This window comes from Nocardia pseudovaccinii (genome assembly GCF_050942345.1).
Taxonomy (GTDB): Bacteria; Actinomycetota; Actinomycetes; order Mycobacteriales; family Mycobacteriaceae; genus Nocardia; species Nocardia pseudovaccinii.
Genome location: NZ_CP192074.1, coordinates 2,107,978 through 2,126,084, shown reverse-complemented (window position 1 = coordinate 2,126,084; position 18,107 = coordinate 2,107,978). Strand labels below are relative to the sequence as shown.

The 18,107-nt window shown below is 66.4% G+C and carries 20 protein-coding genes; 10 read left to right on the top strand and 10 right to left on the bottom strand.

From position 1 onward, the window contains the following. Positions 1 to 169 precede the first annotated feature (169 nt). Entirely contained in the window at positions 170 to 1,354 is a 1,185-nt protein-coding gene (gene moeZ / locus ACQPZ2_RS09610) for an adenylyltransferase/sulfurtransferase MoeZ (RefSeq protein ID WP_040694816.1), read from the bottom strand. Between the two features lie 453 nt (positions 1,355 to 1,807). Continuing rightward, the gene (locus tag ACQPZ2_RS09605; RefSeq protein ID WP_433525219.1) at positions 1,808 to 2,932 is read right to left on the bottom strand and encodes a DUF3152 domain-containing protein; all 1,125 of its coding nucleotides are present in this window, start codon (positions 2,930 to 2,932) and stop codon (positions 1,808 to 1,810) included. Positions 2,933 to 3,251: 319 nt separating this feature from the next. On the opposite strand from ACQPZ2_RS09605, the gene ACQPZ2_RS09600 reads away from it, so the two are divergent. Beyond that, positions 3,252 to 3,917 (top strand): TetR/AcrR family transcriptional regulator, encoded by a 666-nt coding sequence (locus tag ACQPZ2_RS09600; protein WP_063041158.1) that lies wholly within the window; start codon positions 3,252 to 3,254, stop codon positions 3,915 to 3,917. Positions 3,918 to 3,992: 75 nt separating this feature from the next. Here the strand turns inward: ACQPZ2_RS09600 and ACQPZ2_RS09595 are convergent, their stop codons facing one another. Both ACQPZ2_RS09595 and ACQPZ2_RS09590 read right to left on the bottom strand, forming a co-directional pair. Beyond that, positions 3,993 to 4,220 (bottom strand): DUF3107 domain-containing protein, encoded by a 228-nt coding sequence (locus tag ACQPZ2_RS09595; protein ID WP_063041156.1) that lies wholly within the window; start codon positions 4,218 to 4,220, stop codon positions 3,993 to 3,995. A gap of 102 nt (positions 4,221 to 4,322) precedes the next feature. Next, positions 4,323 to 4,865, bottom strand: coding sequence for a YceI family protein (locus ACQPZ2_RS09590; RefSeq protein ID WP_063041154.1), 543 nt, complete (start codon positions 4,863 to 4,865; stop codon positions 4,323 to 4,325). Positions 4,866 to 4,967: 102 nt separating this feature from the next. On the opposite strand from ACQPZ2_RS09590, the gene ACQPZ2_RS09585 reads away from it, so the two are divergent. Beyond that, positions 4,968 to 5,798, top strand: a complete 831-nt coding sequence (locus ACQPZ2_RS09585) for a helix-turn-helix transcriptional regulator (RefSeq protein WP_433525218.1) — start codon at positions 4,968 to 4,970, stop codon at positions 5,796 to 5,798. On the opposite strand, the gene ACQPZ2_RS09580 is transcribed toward ACQPZ2_RS09585, so the two are convergent. The 3 genes from ACQPZ2_RS09580 to ACQPZ2_RS09570 form a co-directional block, all read right to left on the bottom strand. After that, positions 5,799 to 6,491: a ferritin-like fold-containing protein gene (locus ACQPZ2_RS09580; protein ID WP_433525217.1), complete on the bottom strand. Its 693-nt coding sequence runs from the start codon at positions 6,489 to 6,491 to the stop codon at positions 5,799 to 5,801. 91 nt (positions 6,492 to 6,582) lie between these two features. Further along, complete coding sequence (locus tag ACQPZ2_RS09575; RefSeq protein WP_433525216.1) at positions 6,583 to 7,638, bottom strand: alpha/beta fold hydrolase; 1,056 nt, start codon at positions 7,636 to 7,638, stop codon at positions 6,583 to 6,585. Positions 7,639 to 7,708: 70 nt separating this feature from the next. Next, positions 7,709 to 8,566 (bottom strand): SCO6745 family protein, encoded by an 858-nt coding sequence (locus ACQPZ2_RS09570; RefSeq protein WP_433525215.1) that lies wholly within the window; start codon positions 8,564 to 8,566, stop codon positions 7,709 to 7,711. Between the two features lie 412 nt (positions 8,567 to 8,978). Here ACQPZ2_RS09570 and ACQPZ2_RS09565 point away from each other — a divergent pair, with 412 nt between their 5' ends. The 5 genes from ACQPZ2_RS09565 (at position 8,979) to ACQPZ2_RS09545 (ending at position 14,083) form a co-directional block, all read left to right on the top strand. Further along, a complete protein-coding gene (locus tag ACQPZ2_RS09565) occupies positions 8,979 to 10,781 on the top strand; it encodes a DEAD/DEAH box helicase (RefSeq protein ID WP_433527377.1) in 1,803 nt (600 codons plus the stop codon). Positions 10,782 to 11,013: 232 nt separating this feature from the next. After that, a complete protein-coding gene (locus tag ACQPZ2_RS09560) occupies positions 11,014 to 12,249 on the top strand; it encodes an Rv3212 family protein (protein ID WP_433525214.1) in 1,236 nt (411 codons plus the stop codon). Between the two features lie 49 nt (positions 12,250 to 12,298). After that, positions 12,299 to 12,910, top strand: a complete 612-nt coding sequence (locus ACQPZ2_RS09555; protein ID WP_433525213.1) for an acid phosphatase — start codon at positions 12,299 to 12,301, stop codon at positions 12,908 to 12,910. Continuing rightward, the gene (locus ACQPZ2_RS09550) at positions 12,907 to 13,398 is read left to right on the top strand and encodes an N-acetyltransferase family protein (RefSeq protein ID WP_433525212.1); all 492 of its coding nucleotides are present in this window, start codon (positions 12,907 to 12,909) and stop codon (positions 13,396 to 13,398) included. Before ACQPZ2_RS09555 ends, ACQPZ2_RS09550 begins: the two co-directional genes overlap by 4 nt. Positions 13,399 to 13,402: 4 nt before the next feature. Then, entirely contained in the window at positions 13,403 to 14,083 is a 681-nt protein-coding gene (locus ACQPZ2_RS09545; protein ID WP_433525211.1) for an endonuclease V, read from the top strand. Between the two features lie 6 nt (positions 14,084 to 14,089). On the opposite strand, the gene ACQPZ2_RS09540 is transcribed toward ACQPZ2_RS09545, so the two are convergent. After that, the gene (locus tag ACQPZ2_RS09540; protein WP_433525210.1) at positions 14,090 to 14,521 is read right to left on the bottom strand and encodes a hypothetical protein; all 432 of its coding nucleotides are present in this window, start codon (positions 14,519 to 14,521) and stop codon (positions 14,090 to 14,092) included. A 67-nt stretch (positions 14,522 to 14,588) separates the two neighbouring features. Between ACQPZ2_RS09540 and ACQPZ2_RS09535 the strand changes: the two genes are divergently transcribed. Together ACQPZ2_RS09535 and ACQPZ2_RS09530 are read left to right on the top strand one after the other, a co-directional pair. Beyond that, positions 14,589 to 15,533, top strand: a complete 945-nt coding sequence (locus ACQPZ2_RS09535; RefSeq protein ID WP_433525209.1) for a diacylglycerol/lipid kinase family protein — start codon at positions 14,589 to 14,591, stop codon at positions 15,531 to 15,533. A gap of 249 nt (positions 15,534 to 15,782) precedes the next feature. Continuing rightward, positions 15,783 to 16,037: a WhiB family transcriptional regulator gene (locus ACQPZ2_RS09530; RefSeq protein ID WP_011211115.1), complete on the top strand. Its 255-nt coding sequence runs from the start codon at positions 15,783 to 15,785 to the stop codon at positions 16,035 to 16,037. A 100-nt stretch (positions 16,038 to 16,137) separates the two neighbouring features. Here ACQPZ2_RS09530 and ACQPZ2_RS09525 read toward each other — a convergent pair whose 3' ends face one another. Beyond that, entirely contained in the window at positions 16,138 to 17,652 is a 1,515-nt protein-coding gene (locus ACQPZ2_RS09525; RefSeq protein ID WP_433525208.1) for a sensor histidine kinase, read from the bottom strand. 23 nt (positions 17,653 to 17,675) lie between these two features. Beyond that, positions 17,676 to 17,891 carry a biotin/lipoyl-binding carrier protein gene (locus ACQPZ2_RS09520; protein ID WP_040694864.1) on the bottom strand — a complete coding sequence of 72 codons (216 nt, stop codon included), beginning with the start codon at positions 17,889 to 17,891 and terminating at the stop codon, positions 17,676 to 17,678. 90 nt (positions 17,892 to 17,981) lie between these two features. Here ACQPZ2_RS09520 and ACQPZ2_RS09515 point away from each other — a divergent pair, with 90 nt between their 5' ends. After that, the gene (locus tag ACQPZ2_RS09515) at positions 17,982 to 18,056 is read left to right on the top strand and encodes a 50S ribosomal protein bL37 (RefSeq protein ID WP_095887907.1); all 75 of its coding nucleotides are present in this window, start codon (positions 17,982 to 17,984) and stop codon (positions 18,054 to 18,056) included. Positions 18,057 to 18,107: the final 51 nt, after the last annotated feature.

Sequence of the window (18,107 nt, the reverse complement as noted above, 5' to 3'; positions counted from 1 at the left end):
CCGAGCCGTCGAGACTCGCGCCTACGGCGCATGCGCTTCGACGACCCGGACGCGAGACGGGCCGCGAACGGGTCGCTCGTAAGACTCGCTCCGTGGTGGTTACGCCGCGAAGCAACCTCTCGGCATGAGTACCCGGTCTAGTAAACCGGCGGCGACACGAGGACCTGGCCTAGTAGACCGGCAGTGACTTGTCGACCTGATTCGCCCAGGCGACGATGCCACCCTGCACGTGCGAGGCGTCGGAGAAACCGGCGTTCTTCAGGACCGCGAGCACCTCCGCCGAGCGGATACCGGTCTTGCAGTGCAAGACGATCGGGCGGTTCTGCGGCAGATCCGACAGCGCCTCACCGGAGAGGAATCGATCCTTCGGGATGAGCTTGGCGCCCTCGATGTGCACGATGTCCCATTCGACCGGCTCGCGCACGTCGATGAGCTCGATTTCCTTGCCCGCGTCGAGCAGTTCCTTGAGCTCGCGCGCGGTAATCGTCGAACCCGCGGCCGCGGCTTGGCCCTCCTCGGACACCACACCGCAGAACGCCTCGTAGTCGATCAGTTCGGTGATCGGCTGACGCTCCGGATCGCGGCGCAGCTTGATGGTCCGGTAGTTCATATCCAATGCGTCGTAGACCATGAGACGACCGAGCAGCGGTTCGCCGATGCCGGTGATCAGCTTGATCGCCTCGGTCACCATGATCGAGCCGATGGAGGCGCACAGCACGCCGAGGACACCGCCCTCGGCGCAGGAGGGGACCATGCCGGGCGGCGGGGCCTCTGGGTAGAGATCGCGGTAGTTGATACCGCGGCCGTCCGGTGCGTCCTCCCAGAAGACCGACACCTGGCCCTCGAAGCGGTAGATGGAACCCCAGACATACGGCTTGCCCGCCAGCACCGCGGCGTCGTTGACCAGGTAGCGGGTGGCGAAGTTATCGGTGCCGTCGACGATCAGGTCGTATTCGGCGAACAGTTCGACGGCGTTCTCCGGCTCCAGGCGGATCTTGTGCAGCCGGACCTCGATGCCGGAGTTGATCTCGAGGATGGAATCGCGCGCACTGTCGGCCTTCGGGCGGCCGATGTCGGATTCGCCGTGGATGATCTGGCGCTGCAGATTGGACGCGTCGACCTCATCGAACTCGACAATGCCGAGCGTGCCGACACCGGCGGCCGCCAGATACAGCAGCGCGGGCGAGCCGAGCCCGCCGGCGCCGATTACCAGCACCTTGGCGTTCTTCAGCCGTTTCTGCCCATCCACACCCAGGTCCGGGATGATCAGATGACGGCTGTAGCGGGCGATCTCGTCCTTGGTCAGCTCCGCGGCCGGTTCGACCAGCGGCGGCAGGGACTTCGGTGATGACACGTCCAGGGCTCCTCGAATCAATTGGCCGATCGCACTGTGGTGGCTCAGCGCTTTATTAGTCAACACCGACAACCGGGCCGTTCTTCCCGACCATGGTCTCGCACCGCCAACCCGAGCCGCTGAGCGGGTACACCCGGCACCTACCCACCCACCCACTCGACAACCACGGAGCGAGTCCCACAAGCAACCATCCGCAGCCCACCTCGCACCACCAACCCAAGCCCCTGAACGAGTACACCCAGCACCTACCCACCCACCCACTCGACAACCACAGAGCGAGTCTTACGAGCGAGGAGTTCGCGGCCCGTCTCGCGGCCGAGTCGTCGAAGCGCATGCGACGAAGTCGCGAGTCTCGACGGCGCCGCTAGCGACTGCTTGCAGGTCGCTCGAAAGGGTCTGCCGCGAGACACCAGGGGGCCGCGAACACGCAGCGCCGCAGGCGCGGCCAATAATTCAGCCGCGGGGATAGGGCCAGGGATTGAAGCGGCAGCGCTTACCGTCCATCGGGACCACACCGTCCGGATCGAGGGCGGCGATGTCGTTGTTCTTGGTGCCGAAGGTCTGCTGCATCATCACCGGGGCGAGCCCGCCGTCGGTCTCGCACGGCTGATGCTGGTGGTAGCCGATGGCATGGCCGACCTCATGGTTGACCTGGTACTGCCGATAGGAACCGATATCGCCCTCGAAGGCCAGCGCACCGCGCACCCAGCGCACCTCCGAAAGCACCACCCGCCGCAGATCGGCATTGAAGCAGGAGGAGTCGATCGGAATATCGAAACCGCATGCCTTGCGCGAGGATTCGCGGGAGGCGAGCGAAATGCGGAAGTCCGGTTCGCCACGATCGATGCGCCGGAAGGCGAATTTGGTGTCGTGCGCCCAACTCTTGGGATTGCCCAGGGTGCTGTCGACCAACTTGGCCACGGATTCGTCTCCGCCGAATCCGGAAGTGTCCACGCCGTCCTCGATTTCGACGGTGTACTTGAACTGGAACTCCGATCCGGTGCCCACCTGCGCGGTGGTCCCCGGCACCACACGCCATGTGCCCGTACCGGTTTCGGTGAACGGTCCGCCGTCGGGCAGCGCGCCGGTCGGCAGATTCGTCGGGAAGTGGCCGTCGCCGGGCGGTGCGCCGATGATTCCCGCGGATGCCGCACGCGGGCTCAATCGTCCGAATCCCGGTGCCCCGCCTGGCATATTCGCCGGATCGGTGCCCCCGCGCACCGCGTCCACGATCACCAACACGGTCACCACGAAAAGTACGGGAAGTGCGTAAGCACGCCAACCATAGGTGCGGATGAAGCGACCGACCGCGCTCTGTTTCTTGGTATCGCGCTCGGGTCTCGGTGCGCGGGAACGACTCTCGTCGGGTGCGGTGGGATCCCAGCGGGCCCGCAGGGGTTGATAGGAACGGTCGACCATTGGTTCGTGCGAACCGAGCGGGTCATAGACCTCGACACCATTCGCATCCTGCGGTGGCGAACCGGATCTCCATTCGATCTCACCCTCGGCGCCGTCCTGGGCAGCTGCACCGTTTCGGGTGGCTGCCCCCGTACGCACCTCGGGGCCTGGCCTTTCCACAGAGCCCGAGACTACGGAACCGGACGCGGTGGAGCCAGCCCGGCGATACGCACTGCGTCCGGCGCCGGAGGGTCTTTCCGGTCGGTCGGTCACGTCAACCAGCGTCTCACAGGGCGCAATACCCCCGACCCGAGCACACTTCCCGCCAGGTGCCGACCCTTTCGAGCGACCTGCAAGCAGTCGCCAGCGGTGCGACATATCTCACCGAGTGGACTGCATCTGCGGCCCCGATCGGCAGACGAGATACAAACGGGTATCGTTCATGGGATACCCGGTGTACACCCCAATTTGCCGGGGCATCGACTGGGAGAGCCGAAAAATGACTGACCTCGTGGACCGGATGACGTCCCGCAAAACGTCCTCCGATGCCATGGCGCCGACCAAGCGCGGTACCCGGCTTCCGCGCGACGAGCGTCGTCAACAGCTACTCGCGGCCGCCAGTGAGGTGTTCGTCCAGCGCGGCTACCACGCCGCGGGTATGGACGAGATCTCGCAGTGCGCAGGAGTGAGCAAGCCGGTGCTCTATCAGCACTTCGCCAGCAAGCTCGAGCTCTACTTGGCGGTGCTGCAGAACTACGTCGACATGCTGGTGTCGAGTGTGCGCCAGGCGCTGCGTTCGACCACCGACAACCGGCAGCGCGTGCGCGCCGCGGTACAGGCCTATTTCGATTTCGTCGACAACGAGATGCAGGGCTTCCGACTGGTTTTCGAATCCGATCTGATCAGCGAGCCGCAGGTGCAGCGCCGGGTCGAGCAGGCCACCGAGGCCTGTGTGGACGCGGTCTTCGACCTGGTCGCCCACGATTCCGGTTTGGACCCCTACCGGGCCAGGATCCTCGCGGTCGGACTGGTCGGCACCAGCCAGTTCACCGCACGGTACTGGCTGGAGGCGGATCGGCCGATTCCGAAGGAAGAGGCGGTCGACACCACCGTCGCGCTGGCCTGGGGCGGTCTGTCACACGTGCCGCTGCATCCGATCCACTGATCGAAGCATCGAGGCAGCAGAGCCCCCGCACTCACCCGAGTGCGGGGGCTCTCGTCTGTTGCGTCGCGGTTCGGCTCAGACCGCCGCGAAGCCGACACGACCGCCGGTGGCGGCGCCGATCTCGACATAGGCGACCTTCGAGGCCTGGATCAGGAACTTGCGGCCCTTCTCGTCGGTGAGCACGACAACGCCGCCGTCGCCGCCCAGCGCACCGGACACCAGCGCCTCGACCTCGTCCGGGGTCTGCCCGCTGTTGATCACGAGCTCGCGCGGGCTATCCGAAATACCGATCTTGACCTCCACGGCCAACCTCCGAACCTAGAGTCCTGTGTGCTGTCGAAATCAAGGCTAATGCAGCACCCCGGAGCCGGTATCACGCCCGCCTGCGCTGACAGCGAACAAACGCTACTTGGGCTCGATGAGCTGGATTTCCAGCTCGACCTTGACGGTATCGCTGAGCATGCCGGGCAGCGGGCCGCCGACGCCGAAATCGGTGCGCTTGATGGTGCCGCTCGCGGAGAAGCCCGCATGCCGGTCGCCGGTTCCGGCGAATACCTGGACACCGCCCCACTCGACATCGAGGGTGACCGGCTTGGTGATCCCGCCGAGCGTGGCCTCGCCCTCGACCTCGAACGATTCGGTGATCTGAACCGGCTCGACGGCGCGGAAGCTCAGGGTGGGGCGGTTGGCGACATCGAGGAAGTCGGCGGTGCGGACGTGGTTGTCGCGATCGGCATTACCGGTGTCGAAGGAGTCGAGGTAGATGGTGGCGCCGAGGGTGGCGAAACCGTTGTCGTCGACGACGAACTCGGTCTCGAACTTGTTGAAGCGGCCGCGGACCTTGGAGATGCCGAGGTGGCGGATGGTGAACTCGACCTGGGAATGCATCGCGTCCAGGGCCCAGGAGCCCGGGGTGAGTGTGGTGGTGGATTCAGCGGAAGATGTCATGCCATAAACCATGACCGGACCGTGGTCCGCTAGCCAGACCGCCGTTATCCTGGACCCGTCAGGGCGCGGATAACCATCCCAGGACGGGGCACGATGAAACGTATGGCACCCAATCCCTTCGCGGAATACCTCATCGCACGCCGCGCCCAATTGCGGCCTGCGGATGTGGGACTTCCCGAGGGCGGCCGCCGCCGTACCCCGGGGCTGCGCCGCGAAGAGGTCGCGGTGCGCGCCGGGGTGAGCGCCGACTATCTGGCCCGGCTCGAACAGGGCCGCGATACCAATCCGTCGCCCGCGGTCATCGACGCGCTCGCGCAGGCGCTGCTCATCGAGGGTAAGGACCGCCACCACTTCGGTTGGCTCGCCGTCACCTCGACCAACGAATCCCGCTGTCCCACAACCGAAGCCGTCGAAGAGCAGCCGACGCCCGCGATCGAGACCATCCTGCGCGCACTGCATCCCACCCCGGCCTTCGTGATCGGGCGGCGGCTCAATGTGCTCGGCTGGAATCCGGCCTGGGAAGACATCGCGAAACCCGTTGGACTGCTCGACAATCCAGAGGTCGTGAATCTGGCCTGGTTCACCTTCGCGCATCCGCGCGCCAAGCAGGTGCTGCGGAACTGGGACGAGGTAGCCGATATTTTCTCGGCCGCACTGCGCCGCGCGACGATCCGCTGGCCGGGCGAGGACCGCCTACTCGGGCTGATCGACGCGCTGCTCGCCTATCCGGAGTTCGAAAGCCGTTGGCAGCCACAGCATATCGACGACCTGGTCTCGGGCACGATGCGGTTCGACCACCCGGAGTACGGCCATATCGATATCCCGTTCGAGGCACTGAACGCCGATAAGGATCAGTGCGTCGTCGTCTGGCTCACCGACCAGGCGCAGGCGCAATCGCCCGGCCTGCGACTGGTCCGCGCGGTCAACGAGTAATCAGATTCCCAGGACGGCCATGCGTTCGGCGTGGCTGGCCTGCATGCGCTCGAACAGCGCGGCAATGCCGTTGAGGTCACCGGTCGCGGCGAGCACCAGCTCGGTGAGTTCGTCGCGCTGAGCCATGACGTACTGCGCCTGGGTGATCGCCTCACCGAGCAGCCGCCGACCCCACAGCGTCAGCCGGTCGCGCTCGGAGCGGCTCGTCGCGACCGCGCGGCGCACCTCCTCCACCACGAATTCGGAGTGGCTGGTCTCGGCGAGCACATCCCGGACCACGGCGGCGACCTCGGGAGACAGGGCGCCGGCGATCTCGGTGTAGAAGTCGGCGGCGATGCCGTCACCGACGTAGAACTTCACCATCGACTCGAGCCAGGTCGAGGGATCGGTGGAGTCGTGGTAGGCGTCCAGGGCGCGCACGAACGGCGCCATCGCGTCGAAGATATCCACCCCACGCTCGGCCAGCGCGGACTCCAGGGTTTCGAAGTGCCGCATCTCGGCGGCGGCCATCTTCGCGACGGCAACCTTGCCACGCAGCGTCGGCGACAGCTTGGCCTCCTCGGCCAGCCGGTAGAACGCGGAGATCTCACCGTAGGCGAGCACCGCGAACAGGTCGATCACGCCCGTATCGTCGGCGGAAATGAACGAGCCGGACAACGAAACCCCTACCGCTGCAGGTGACTGTGCTCCCATGTCGACACAGCCTAGTCCCGGTCTGTTACGTGACACCGTCATCCCGTTACATGTCGCCGTCATCCCGACGAACATCGGGAGCGTCGCGTGTTCAGGACAGCTCGGACAGGAACTTGTCGAGATAGGTCCACGTGGTGTCGCGCGCGGTTTCCCCGGTGAGGATGCCGAGGTGGCTACCGGGTGCGGTTTCGTAGCGAACGGACTGCGCGCCGGTGAGGATGCGCTGTCCGGCCGCCACCGCGGCGGCGGGGGTGATGACATCGGTGGGTCCGCCGACCAGCAGTACGGGCGCAGTCACGTCGGCCAATTCGATGCGGCGCTTGCCGAGTTTCACGACACCGCGGCCGATGTCGTTGTTCAGGATCAGGCGGCCCCACAACTGGCCGTAGAAGCGACCGGGATAGCCGGGCATCTCGGACATGAAGCGGTCGATGGACTCCATCTTCGCCAGGGATTCGGTGCGCGCGATATTGCTCGCGACGAACCAGGGTCGGGTGAGTTCGCGGTCCCATGCGGTCACCTTGTAGGCGATTCGGGTCAGCGTGGCCGGAATGCCGCCCGCCGCACGCACCGCCGTCGAGGTGGCGATGCCGCCGGTCAGCTTGGCCACCGCGCGCACCTGCGGAATGCCGGTCATCTTGTCGTAGTCCAGCGGCGAGCCGACCGCCGTGACGGAGCGGATCGGCAGTTCGGGGTGCGCGGCCGCGGTCAGCAGTGCGAGGGTGCCGCCGATGGACCAGCCGACCAGATCGACCGGCCGGCCGTCGCGATCGGCGGAGGTGCGCAGGATCGACTCGGGCAGGATCTCGTCGATCCAGGTCTCGAAGCCCATCCGCCGGTCGGCGAAGCTGATCTCGCCGTAGTCGACGACGTAGGGCGCCCGGCCCGTCTCCAGCAGGAATCGGGCCAGGCTCTGATCCGGACGCAGATCGAAGCAGCTGGCGGGTGCTGCCAGCGGCGGCACCAGCAGCACCGCCGAATCCGTTGCGGCAGCGGCGGATCCGGTACCCTCGAAACGACGCAGCTGCCGATGCGGTTCATCCCACAGCACCGTCGACGGGGCGGGATCGGGCGCCTCGACGCCCTGGCCGAAGGTCAGCGCCCAGGCATTGCGCGCCGCGATGGTGACGGTGTCGGTGAAACTCACCTCAAGAATGTCTCACATCCCGTTACCGGCGGTAACAGGCAACTCCGATTTGTGAGCAATCGTGCACCGCTCAGCCCCGCGTCATGCCGATAGGATTCAGCGGCGGCACCAGGCTCTCCTGAACACGCTTCGTCAGCGGTTCGAGCAAGTAGTTCAGCTCGGCGATGGCGTCCTGCGACAGCGCCGCCAGTGCGCCGTTCCAGGCGGCTTCATCGGTGTCGGCCTCCACTCGTTCGAGCAATTCGGCGCCGGAGCCGGTCAACTCCGGACTGATCGGCTCCCCCACGATCAAACCCCTGGCGCGCAACTCGTCGGCGATGTCGGACCATTCCCGCTCCGACCAGCCGCGCGCGGGCCGCATCACCGATTCAGGCGACTTTCCGGCCGCCACCTGCAGCACCAGCGCCTGTGATCCGGACAGACCGTGCGCAACCAGGGCCGCCACATGTCCGTCGCCGCGATGTTCGCGCAACGTGGTCGTGAGCTGCCACAGCGCGGCCACCGGATCTGCCGACAGCGGCAATTCCGCATTCGCGGCATACAGCGGGCGGCCGGTCGGATCGGCCGTGCGCGCTACCGGTTCGAGCAATTCGGCGGCACGGGCGCAATCGGCGTCACCCGCTCCGGCCCCGCGCAACAATCCGACCGAGAAGGCGAGCCGGGCCTGCAGACATGCCTCCGGCGTCGTCCGGGCCCAGGCATCCGGCACCGCCCTGGCCACCATGTCCGGATGGAATCCGGCGAAGGTCGCCAGTACCGCGCCCGCGCCCACCGGCCCGAGTGGCGCGGCGCGGAATGCGAAGTAGGTCTGCCAGAATCCGCGCAGTCCGAGCGCAACTCCGGCCTGCTTGACGCCCGCGCCGAAATACACGACATCGTGGATGGGTTCGAGAGTGTGCCAGATTCGACGCGCCAGATGAATTGCCATGTGGCGCAGCGTACGTCGACGGTCGATGCAAGGAAACCGCGCATTTTGTCCGGAATTACCGACCATTTCCAGCAACCTGCAAGCAGTCGCTACGGTGGCCGTTCGTTACGTCGAATTCGAGCCGAGCACAATATCACGCTACAATCTCTGCGGACAACGGAAATTTTCGTCCGTCGAGTCGCCGGATCGTACGGTCGCCCGAGTGTCGCCGACGAGGTTTTCGAAGTCCTGGAATATGTGCGCGCACCAGATCCGCATCACCCTCGCGCCGCGCCGATGTCTTCCGAGGTCAGCTGCCGAAACGACGAGCTCCCGCAGACATCAGGGCAGTGGCCGAGGTGAGTATCACAGGCGGATATGTGGTTGTCGCGGGCCGGCCGGTCCGCCCCACACCTCGTGCGCGTGTGACGCGATAACGAGGAAAGGCACGAACCTGAGCAAGATCACTGTCGAACAGGAACCTGGTCTGGCGGATACGCTACTGACCGCCGAACTGGACGAAACCCATACCGCTCCGACATTCGCCGAATTGGGGGTTCGCGATGAAATCGTGCGAGCACTCGGTGAGATCGGAATCGAACGCACCTTCGCAATTCAGGAACTGACCCTGCCGCTGGCACTCGCCGGTGAAGATCTGATCGGTCAGGCCCGCACGGGTATGGGTAAGACCTTCGGATTCGGTGTCCCGCTGCTGCACCGGATCGCCACCGCCGACACCGGGACCACCCCGCTGGACGGCACCCCGCGGGCACTGATCATCGTGCCGACGCGCGAACTCTGCATCCAGGTCACCCAGGATCTGGAGAACGCGAGCAAGTACCTGAAGAACCACCAGGGCCAGCTGCGCGTGCTCTCGATCTACGGCGGCCGCCCGTACGAGTCCCAGATCGCCGCGCTGCGCTCCGGTGTGGACGTCGTCGTCGGTACTCCCGGCCGACTCATGGATCTTGCCGATCAGGGCCATCTGATCCTCGGCAAGATCGGCGTGCTCGTCCTCGACGAGGCCGACGAAATGCTGGACCTTGGCTTCCTGCCCGATATCGAACGCATTCTCGGCATGGTTCCGACGCAGCGTCAGACCATGCTGTTCTCGGCCACCATGCCGGGCCCGATCATCACCCTGGCCCGCACCTTCCTGACCAGGCCGACGCATATCCGCGCCGAGGAACCGCACGATTCCGCCGTGCACGATCGCACCGCGCAGTTCGTCTACCGCGCGCACGCGCTGGACAAGAGCGAGCTGATCGCCAAGGTGCTGCAGGCCGAGAGCCGCGGCGCGACCATGATCTTCACCCGGACCAAGCGCACCGCGCAGAAGGTCGCCGACGATCTGGCCGACCGCGGCTTCGCCGTCGGCGCCGTACACGGTGACCTCGGGCAGATCGCTCGGGAGAAGGCGCTCACCAAGTTCCGCAAGGGCGCCATCAATGTGCTGGTCGCGACCGATGTCGCGGCGCGCGGTATCGATATCGACGATGTCACCCACGTCATCAACTACCAGTGCCCGGAGGACGAGAAGACCTACGTGCACCGGATCGGGCGCACCGGCCGGGCCGGGCGCACCGGTGTCGCGGTGACGCTGATCGACTGGGATGAACTGAACCGCTGGGCCTCCATCGACACCGCCCTCGGTCTCGGCATCCCGGACCCGGTCGAAACCTATTCGCGGTCCCCGCATCTGTTCTCCGACCTCGGCATTCCGGAGGGTGTCACCGGCACCATCCGCAAGCCGAAGCCGGTCCGCGACGAGGACGCCGAGGTGGTCGAGCGCCCCGCCCGCACACCGCGCAAGCGCAATCGTCGCCGCACCCGCGCGGGTCAGCCGATCGACGGCGAAACCAACGGCATCGAGACCGATGAAGCCGAAACCGATTCCGCCGCAGCCCCGCTCGACGATGCGACCGACGACGAGACGGCGGATAAGCCCGCGCGTCGCCGCCGTCGCCGCCGCAGGTCCGCCGGTGCCACCGAAGACGGCACCGAGAACGGCACCGATTCGAAGGACAACGGAGACAACGGAAACGGTGTGACCGCCGAGGCGGACTCGGACAGCGATTCCGATGACGCCGAAACCACCGATCAGCCCGCACGCCGTCGGCGCCGCCGTCGGAAGCCCGCGAGCGAAGCGGTCGCCGGCGAAGCGGGCGCAGGCGAAGCGGCTGCTGGCGAAGCGACCGCGGACACCGCTCCCGAAACGGTGACCGCCTCGGCATAGTCCGATACACGGGCGCGTCTGTCATGGGCAGGCGCGCCTGTGGCGTCTCAGCCGCGTCGCGTCGACGCGGTCGCGCCACCGATGCACGGTCGCAAGCAAGAGGCAACCGGCGCCGAACGTGGAAGTACCGGCAGGTGAGCGCCATTGAACGCATCCGCGGCCGTCATACGTCGGCGGCTGTCCACGCGAGACCGATCGCATCCCCCGGGCGACACGTTGTAGTCTCGCAAACGTGCTCGCACCCGAGCGGCGAACGCGCGCCGACATCATCTCCGCAGTCGCGATCGCCGTGGTCGTGGTGATCGCGGCGGCGGTGGTGTGGGCGCGCAGTGATGCCAGGGGCACCGAATCGGTGACGGCGGAACATCCGGTTTCCACTCCCGCGGCCGCCGATCAGGTTCCGACGAGCCTGCGCGAGCTGTGGCATGCGCCGGACCCCGCGGCGAACCGCGCGCTGGTGGCCGCGGGCACGGTCGTGACAGGCGCGGATGGCACGGTCACCGGACACGATCCGCGTACCGGCGCGCAAGTGTGGCACTACCGGCGCGACCTACCCCTGTGCGGTGTGGAGTCGCAATTCGGCACGGTGATCGCGGTGTACAAGGATCAGCGCGGCTGCAGCCAGGCCACGCTGCTGGCCGGTGAGGACGGTTCGCGCCGGACCGCGCGCAGCAGCTATATGGATCCGACCCTGCAGCTATCGGTCGACGGCACCTATGTGCTGGCCCAGGGCCCGCGGCGGCTGGAGATGTGGCGCTCGGATCTGGTGCGCACCATCGAATACGGTTACGTCGACGCACCCGTGAACGTGAAAACCCAACCACGCAAGGGCTGCAAACTGATCTCGTCGAGTTCGAGCTCCACCCGGCTCGCCGTCCTCGAGCGCTGCCCCGAAGATCCGACCAACCGGCTGACCGTGCTCAATCCGGCGCCGAAGGACAATACGGTGCCCGAGGAGTACGGCTCGCATGTGCTCAACGGATCCGGTGCGGACTCTCCCGACGGGCGCGTAATCGCGGTGTCCGACAACCGAATCGTGCTGTACCTGCCCGGTGCGCCCGCGACCGCGACCGCCGAGGCGATTTCGCCGCGGCTGGAGGTCTTCGACGGCACCGGGAATGCGCTTGTGGTGCACCAACTTTCCGCACCGCTGAGCGATAAGACGACAACCACGCGAATCAGTTCGCTGTTCCTGGTATTCACCGGCAACAGCCTGATCGCATTGAACGCGGGCACTTTCGATCCGATCTGGGCCGCCCCCGGCGCACTCGGCAGTCCCGCCTTCATGGCGGGCCGACTACTCGTGCCGGTCGACGGCGCCATCGCGGTCCTCGATCCCACTTCGGGCACCGAGGTGTCGCGCATTCCGGTTGCCCGGCCCGGCTACGACGGCTCCCCCATCTCGCTCGCCGTCCTCGGCACAACCGTGCTGGAAAAGCGCGGCCCCGAGATCTTCGCGCTGGGCTAGCGCCTGCCCGTCCCCGGCGGTGTCGGACCCGTACTCCATGATGGAAGTCATGTCCGCACGCGACGACGCCCGACTGGTCCTGCTCCGACACGGCGAAACCACCTGGTCCAGCCAGCGGCGCCACACCGGCCGCACCGATCTGCCGCTCACCGAGCGCGGTGAGGAGCAGGCTCGCGCCGCGGGCGGACTGCTCGGTGAACTGAAGCTGCGCGATCCGCTGGTGCTCACCAGTCCGCGTCGACGCGCTGTCCGCACAGCGGCGCTCGCGGGGCTCGCCGAGACCGCAGTCGACGACGATCTGGCCGAATGGGATTACGGCGACTACGAGGGGCAGACCTCCATCGAGATCCGCGAACACGATCCCGGCTGGACCATCTGGACCGGAGTGGTGCCGGGTGGCGAGACGGCCGCCCAGGTCAGCGCGCGCGCCGATCGGGTGCTGGCATCGGTCGAACCCGCACTGGCGGACCGGGATATCGTGCTGGTCGGCCACGGTCATTTCTCCCGGGCGCTGATCGCCCGCTGGGCCGAGCTCGATATCCGGGAGGGTCGGCGCTTCGCCATGTCGACCGCCGCGATCACCGTGCTCGGTTACGAACACGACGACCGAACCATCCTGGCGCACAACCTAGTTCCCGCAAACCATGGAGCAACACTATGACCCGCACCGGCCAGATCCGCCGCGCAACCCCCGCCGATGTACCCGCCATGGTGGGCCTGGTCGAGGATCTCGCCGAGTACGAGAAGTCCCGCGCGGAGTGCACGCTTACCGCCGAGCAGCTGGACACCGCGCTATTCGGGCCATCGCCCGCGGTTTTCGCCCATGTCGTCGAGGACGAGACCGGTGTGGTCGGCTGTGCGATCTGGTTCCTGAACTACTCCACCTGGACCGGCGTACACGGCATCTATCTCGAGGACCTGTACGTCAAACCGGAGACCCGCGGCAAGGGTTACGGCAAGGCGCTGCTGGCCGCCCTCGCCGAGGAGGCCGCCGCCAAGGGCTACAGCCGGGTCGACTGGGCCGTGCTGACTTGGAATACGCCCGCCATCGAGTTCTACAAGTCCATCGACGCCAAACCGCAGGACGAGTGGGTCGGCTACCGGCTCACCGGCGCGGCCATCGATAAGCTCGCCGCCGAAGCCTGGTGAGCTGGTGAGGGTTACCGCACCCACGGATTGGCCGACCACCGCGGACGAGGCCATGGCGATCCAGGATGCGTTGCGGCCATTGGTGGTTACGACCGATCCGCATCCACCGCGATTCCGCACCGTCGCCGGACTCGACTCCGCCTACGACGACGAAACCGGGATCGCCGCCGCGGCCGCCGTCGTATTGGACAGTGCCACACTGGATCCCGTCGAAACCGCGGTAGCGCACGGCTCGGTTACCTTTCCTTACGTGCCGGGCTTGCTGTCCTTCCGTGAACTGCCGATAACCCTCGCCGCACTCGAAAAGCTCGGTACCACACCGGATCTACTGATCTGCGATGGCCAGGGGCTCGCACATCCGCGCCGCTTCGGCTTGGCCTGCCACGTCGGAATCCTCACGAGCACACCGACGATCGGCGTAGCCAAGACGCCGTGGGGAGACTACGCGGAGCCCGGTCCGGAGCGCAGCGCAGTCAGTGATATCGCGATGGACGGCGAAGTCGTCGGACGCGCGCTGCGCACGCGGCGCGGCGTCAAACCGGTCTTCGTCTCGGTCGGACATCTCATCGACCTGGACACCGCATGCACCCAGGTGCTCGCGCTGACTCCGCGCTACCGTCAGCCGGAAACCACCCGCCGGGCCGATCACCTGTGCCGTCAGGCACTGCGCGCCGCCACCGCCTGATCCCGGCTACTTCGATTCCGGTTCGATCCCGTACACCTCGGCCATCCAGCGATTCGACGCGGGCGCGAACAAGAACACCAGCGCGCCCACCACGACCAGCCCGAGCAGCGCGCCGAGCACCGGCTGATGCGAATCGGTCAGCAGCGACCAGGTCACCGGAAGCAACAGCACCTGTGCGATCACGGCGATGGCCCGCCCCCATCGGTGCCCGAGAAAGAGCCCGATCCCGGCCGCGAGCACCGCGCCGCCGAGAATCCCGAACCACGCGGCCGTGCCGTATCCGCTCGCGGCGCTCTGATCGTGTCCGAGCAGGCCACGCACGATCAGCACGATCGCCACGACCACGGCCACCGCCCCCTCCAGCGCGACCAATCCGCCCGCACCGCGCACCGTCGCGGGCACACCCGCCGAAACCTCGTCTTTGCCGCTGTCCGCCACGTGGCCAAGCCTAGAACGCACTCGGCGGCTTTTCGGACCGGGCCGTGCGCCGATTAGGCTGCCGAAGGTGCGGACGTTGCTGATCGTGAATCCGAATGCCACCTCGACTACGCCGGCGACGCGGGACCTGCTGGCGCACGCGTTGGAGAGCCGGACTCAGCTGACCGTCGCGCATACCCAGCACCGCGGCCACGCGGCGGAATTGGCACAGTGGGCAGCAACCAACGAGATGGACCTGATCGTCGTGCACGGCGGCGATGGGACGGTCAACGAGACCATCAACGGCTATCTGCCGCTGCCCCAGGTCGACGACGGACAGGCCTGGCTGCCGCGCCTCGGCGTGATTCCGGGCGGCTCGGCGAATGTGTTCGCGCGCGCCCTCGGCATCTCCCCGGATCCGGTGACCGCAACCAACCAGCTCATCGATCTGCTCACCCTCGAGCACGACCGCAAAATCGGGCTCGGCCTCGCCGATGACCGCTGGTTCGGCTTCAGCGCGGGTGTCGGCCTCGACGCCGACGTCTGCGAAGCGATCGACAACAGCCGCGCCAACGGCCATGCCGCCACCCCCGGTCGCTACGTTCGCACCACTGTCCGACAGTTTTTCAAGTCGAAGCGCAAGGAGCCGAGCGTCCGGATCGAGATCCCGGGATTCGACCCCATCAGTGAGGTCCATTACGCCTTCGTAACGAACGCCAGCCCGTGGACCTACCTGAACGCCACCCCGGTGCACACCAACCCGGGCACGGCCTTCGAAACCGGTCTCGGCGTGTTTGCCGTGCGGTCGATGTCGGTGGTTTCCACCCTGTTGCTCGCCAGGCAGCTTCTCGCAACCAATGGAAATCCCAAGTCCCGCAACCTATTTCGTGAGGACGATGTGCCGTCCGTGCACATCGAGGCCAGCGAGCCGATCGGTCTGCAAATCGATGGCGACTTTATCGGAAAACGCAACATGGTGGATTTCACAGCCGTGCCGGACGTGCTCGAGGTCGTCGCTCCCCGCCCGAAATGAGCACGAAACGCGCGAAAAAACTCGGTGTTGTGCTGCGAAAACCGGGTAGAGCGAGTACAAAGGACCGGGCAGGATCCCCAAGGGGTTCCTTGAGAGCGTGAGCTTCCCCACGGTGCACCGGATACCTATTGACATCTACGGTGTTCGTGAAAGCATTCACAAGCAACCGTGCGGAAACATTCGAGTCGCACAAGTGAACGATCCACAAACCGTAGGCGCCTTTGCGGCGCCCAGCAAAGGAGCAGAGGAATGGACTGGCGCCACAAGGCCATCTGTCGCGATGAGGACCCCGAGCTGTTCTTCCCGGTGGGTAACAGTGGTCCGGCGCTCGCGCAGATTGCCGATGCCAAGCTGGTCTGCGCTCGCTGCCCCGTTACCGCTGACTGCCTGTCCTGGGCCCTGAAGTCCGGGCAGGATGCCGGCGTGTGGGGCGGTATGAGCGAGGACGAGCGTCGGGCGCTCAAGCGTCGCAACGCCCGCACGCGCACCCGCACCGTCGTCTAGTAGGACGACCCGCGTTACCGGACCTCTCAGCCCGGCCCGGTAACGCAGTCAAGCCCGGCACCCAGGTGCCGGGCTATTTTGTGCCCGAAGGAGATTCGCCTCAACGACCCGAGCGTCGACCCAAGGGAACGCGCAGCACCGCGTCGGTGCCGATGTCGGCGCCGGGGTGCAGGCCGATGGAACCGCCGAGTTCCGCGGTGACCAGGGTGCGCACGATCTGCAGGCCGAGGCGGTCGGAGGATTCCAGGCTGAAACCCGGCGGCAGGCCGCGGCCGTCATCGCTGATGATCACGTCCAGCCAGCGCGCCGAACGCTCGGAACGGATTGTCACCGTGCCGTTTTCGCCGGAATCGAAGGCGTGCTCGATGGCGTTCTGCACCAGTTCGGTGAGCACCATCACCAGCGGGGTGGCGCGTTCGGCGGAGAACACGCCGAGCGAACCCGACCGGCGCACTTTGATTCTCGCGGTGTGCACGGTCGCGACATCGGCCATGATCGGCAGCAGCCGGTCCACGACTTCGTCGAGATCGACCTCTTCATCCACCGACATCGACAGCATCTCGTGCACCGAGGCGATCGAGGTGACCCGGCGCACCGATTCGGTCAGTGCAACCTGCGCCTCCTCGTTCTCGGTGCGGCGCGCCTGCAACCGCAGCAGCGCGGCGACCGTCTGCAGATTGTTCTTCACCCGGTGGTGGATCTCGCGGATGGTCGCGTCCTTGCTCAGCAGCGCGCGGTCGCGGCGCTTGACCTCGGTGACGTCGCGGACCAGCACGGCAGCCCCTGCCAGTTCCCCGTGCGGGCGCAGCACCAGGGTGCGCAGCAGCACGGTGGCGCCGCGCGCCTCGACCTCCATGCGGCGCCCGGTGCGTCCTGCCAGGGCGGCCTGGATATCGCCGACGACTTCCTGGGCGTCGAACGGATCGGTGATCAGCGACCGGGTGGTGACGGCCAGATCCTGACCGGCCAGATCCGACTGCAGCCCCATCCGGTGATACGCCGACAGCGCGTTCGGGCTGGCGTAGACGACGATGCCCTCGGTATCGAGCCGGATGAAGCCGTCGCCCGCGCGCGGACTGGAGTGCGTCGCGGCGCGGTCCTCGGTGGTCGGGAAGGTGCCGTCGGCAATCATCTGGCACAGATCATCGGCGCAGGCGACGTAGGCGATCTCCAGCGTGCTGCGCACGCGCGAACGCTGCAGATCGGTATCGCGGCTGAGCACCGCGATGACATCGTCGCCGCAGCGTACCGGAATGGCCTCGCGGATGGCGTGCACCGGATGCGGATGGTAGACGCCCTCGGCCTCGATATCGCTGTCCGCGCGCACGATCTTGCCGGTCATCAGCGCGTCGAACACCTGCGGATGATCGGTCTGCAATGCGGTTCCGCCGACCCGATCCTCCGGATGGACGGTGGGCGCGGTCGTCGGTCGACACTGTGCGACGCACACGATATCGGCGCCGTCGGCGATCGGTCCCGCACCGACCCACAGCAGCAGATCCGCGAAGGACAGATCGGCGAGCAGCTGCCAATCGCCGACCACCCGCTGCAGATGGTCCACGGCGACGCCGGGTAGGTCGGTGTGTTCGGCCAGCAGCTCACTCAGTGTCGCCATTTTCGATCTACCCGCTTCAGAAGTTAAGAGATGACGGCGATCAGGTGCCCGGCCTTGATCGCATCGCCCTCTTTGACGCCGATCGAGGTCACCGTGCCACCGCTTTCGGCGAGCACCGGGATCTCCATTTTCATCGACTCGAGGATCACCAGCGTGTCGCCCTCGTGTACCTCGTCACCCTCGGCAACGACAACCTGCTGCACGACCGACACCAGCTCCGAGAGCACTTCCTCCGCCATGACACCTCATCCACTCGTTCGCCCGTATCCGCTGAAGCTACAGCCAACCACACATGAAACAATGGCCTTCAATCAGAAGGGAGACTACCTATGGGTAAGCGTGGTCGTAAGAAGCGCAGCCGCAAGGGAAGCGCGGCCAACCACGGCAAGCGTCCTAACGCCTGAGCCGTAACAGACGAAAAACACCGAGAGCCATGATCTTCCGTAGGCACTCGG